Source organism: Pseudomonas fluorescens, assembly GCF_902497875.1.
GTDB lineage: Bacteria > Pseudomonadota > Gammaproteobacteria > Pseudomonadales > Pseudomonadaceae > Aquipseudomonas > Aquipseudomonas fluorescens_BR.
Window position 1 is genome coordinate 3211 of record NZ_CABVHY010000069.1, and the last position, 3264, is coordinate 6474.

Consider the following 3264-nt stretch of genomic DNA (forward strand, 5'->3'; position numbering starts at 1 on the left):
TTCCCGGGCCTTGTACACACCGCCCGTCACACCATGGGAGTGGGTTGCACCAGAAGTAGCTAGTCTAACCTTCGGGAGGACGGTTACCACGGTGTGATTCATGACTGGGGTGAAGTCGTAACAAGGTAGCCGTAGGGGAACCTGCGGCTGGATCACCTCCTTAATCGACGACATCAGCTGCTCCATAAGTTCCCACACGAATTGCTTGATTCATTGAAGAAGACGATAAAGAAGCAGCCCGAAATTGGGTCTGTAGCTCAGTTGGTTAGAGCGCACCCCTGATAAGGGTGAGGTCGGCAGTTCGAATCTGCCCAGACCCACCAATTTTGTGTGGGAAACGCCTGTAGAAATACGGGGCCATAGCTCAGCTGGGAGAGCGCCTGCCTTGCACGCAGGAGGTCAACGGTTCGATCCCGTTTGGCTCCACCATTTACTGCTTCTGTATTGTAAAGCTTAGAAATGAGCATTCCATCGAACGATGGTGAATGTTGATTTCTGATCTTTTTGATTAGATCGTTCTTTAAAAATTTGGGTATGTGATAGAAAGATAGACTGGACAACACTTTCACTGGTGTTGTTACAGGCTAAGGTAAAATTTGTGAGTTGCTCTTTATGAGCAAGAATCGAATTTTCGGCGAATGTCGTCTTCACAGTATAACCAGATTGCTTGGGGTTATATGGTCAAGTGAAGAAGCGCATACGGTGGATGCCTTGGCAGTCAGAGGCGATGAAAGACGTGGTAGCCTGCGAAAAGCTTCGGGGAGTCGGCAAACAGACTTTGATCCGGAGATGTCTGAATGGGGGAACCCACCTAACATAAGTTAGGTATCTTACGCTGAATACATAGGCGTAAGAAGCGAACCAGGGGAACTGAAACATCTAAGTACCCTGAGGAAAAGAAATCAACCGAGATTCCCTTAGTAGTGGCGAGCGAACGGGGACTAGCCCTTAAGTGGCTTTGAGATTAGCGGAACGCTCTGGAAAGTGCGGCCATAGTGGGTGATAGCCCTGTACGCGAAAATCTCTTAGTCATGAAATCGAGTAGGACGGGGCACGAGAAACCTTGTCTGAATATGGGGGGACCATCCTCCAAGGCTAAATACTACTGACTGACCGATAGTGAACTAGTACCGTGAGGGAAAGGCGAAAAGAACCCCGGAGAGGGGAGTGAAATAGATCCTGAAACCGTATGCGTACAAGCAGTGGGAGCCCACTTTGTTGGGTGACTGCGTACCTTTTGTATAATGGGTCAGCGACTTATTTTCAGTGGCGAGCTTAACCGAATAGGGGAGGCGTAGCGAAAGCGAGTCTTAATAGGGCGTCTAGTCGCTGGGAATAGACCCGAAACCGGGCGATCTATCCATGGGCAGGTTGAAGGTTGGGTAACACTAACTGGAGGACCGAACCGACTACCGTTGAAAAGTTAGCGGATGACCTGTGGATCGGAGTGAAAGGCTAATCAAGCTCGGAGATAGCTGGTTCTCCTCGAAAGCTATTTAGGTAGCGCCTCATGTATCACTGTAGGGGGTAGAGCACTGTTTCGGCTAGGGGGTCATCCCGACTTACCAAACCGATGCAAACTCCGAATACCTACAAGTGCCGAGCATGGGAGACACACGGCGGGTGCTAACGTCCGTCGTGAAAAGGGAAACAACCCAGACCGTCAGCTAAGGTCCCAAAGTTATGGTTAAGTGGGAAACGATGTGGGAAGGCTTAGACAGCTAGGAGGTTGGCTTAGAAGCAGCCACCCTTTAAAGAAAGCGTAATAGCTCACTAGTCGAGTCGGCCTGCGCGGAAGATTTAACGGGGCTCAAACCATACACCGAAGCTACGGGTATCACTTAGGTGATGCGGTAGAGGAGCGTTCTGTAAGCCTGTGAAGGTGAGTTGAGAAGCTTGCTGGAGGTATCAGAAGTGCGAATGCTGACATGAGTAACGATAATGGGTGTGAAAAACACCCACGCCGAAAGACCAAGGTTTCCTGCGCAACGTTAATCGACGCAGGGTTAGTCGGTCCCTAAGGCGAGGCTGAAAAGCGTAGTCGATGGAAAACAGGTTAATATTCCTGTACTTCTGGTTATTGCGATGGAGGGACGGAGAAGGCTAGGCCAGCTTGGCGTTGGTTGTCCAAGTTTAAGGTGGTAGGCTGAGATCTTAGGTAAATCCGGGATCTTAAGGCCGAGAGCTGATGACGAGTGTTCTTTTAGAACACGAAGTGGTTGATGCCATGCTTCCAAGAAAAGCTTCTAAGCTTCAGGTAACCAGGAACCGTACCCCAAACCGACACAGGTGGTTGGGTAGAGAATACCAAGGCGCTTGAGAGAACTCGGGTGAAGGAACTAGGCAAAATGGCACCGTAACTTCGGGAGAAGGTGCGCCGGTGAGGGTGAAGCATTTACTGCGTAAGCCCATGCCGGTCGAAGATACCAGGCCGCTGCGACTGTTTATTAAAAACACAGCACTCTGCAAACACGAAAGTGGACGTATAGGGTGTGACGCCTGCCCGGTGCCGGAAGGTTAATTGATGGGGTTAGCTAACGCGAAGCTCTTGATCGAAGCCCCGGTAAACGGCGGCCGTAACTATAACGGTCCTAAGGTAGCGAAATTCCTTGTCGGGTAAGTTCCGACCTGCACGAATGGCGTAACGATGGCGGCGCTGTCTCCACCCGAGACTCAGTGAAATTGAAATCGCTGTGAAGATGCAGTGTATCCGCGGCTAGACGGAAAGACCCCGTGAACCTTTACTATAGCTTTGCACTGGACTTTGAATTTGCTTGTGTAGGATAGGTGGGAGGCTTTGAAGCGTGGACGCCAGTTCGCGTGGAGCCAACCTTGAAATACCACCCTGGCAACTTTGAGGTTCTAACTCAGGTCCGTTATCCGGATCGAGGACAGTGTATGGTGGGTAGTTTGACTGGGGCGGTCTCCTCCTAAAGAGTAACGGAGGAGTACGAAGGTGCGCTCAGACCGGTCGGAAATCGGTCGTAGAGTATAAAGGCAAAAGCGCGCTTGACTGCGAGACAGACACGTCGAGCAGGTACGAAAGTAGGTCTTAGTGATCCGGTGGTTCTGTATGGAAGGGCCATCGCTCAACGGATAAAAGGTACTCCGGGGATAACAGGCTGATACCGCCCAAGAGTTCATATCGACGGCGGTGTTTGGCACCTCGATGTCGGCTCATCACATCCTGGGGCTGAAGCCGGTCCCAAGGGTATGGCTGTTCGCCATTTAAAGTGGTACGCGAGCTGGGTTTAGAACGTCGTG

The 3264-nt window shown here is 50.9% G+C and carries 2 tRNA genes, 1 rRNA gene and 1 other annotated feature (1 of these 4 only partly in view); all 3 genes read left to right on the forward strand.

What is annotated here, in order from left to right:
- Positions 1–213, forward strand: a sequence feature (most likely nonfunctional fraction of RNA operon) (it extends 1182 nt beyond the left edge of the window).
- A 33-nt stretch (positions 214–246) separates the two neighbouring features.
- A tRNA-Ile gene (locus F8N85_RS33340) sits at positions 247–323 on the forward strand.
- 30 nt (positions 324–353) lie between these two features.
- A tRNA-Ala gene (locus F8N85_RS33345) sits at positions 354–429 on the forward strand.
- Between the two features lie 250 nt (positions 430–679).
- Positions 680–3264, forward strand: a 23S ribosomal RNA gene (locus tag F8N85_RS33350); the annotation flags it as partial.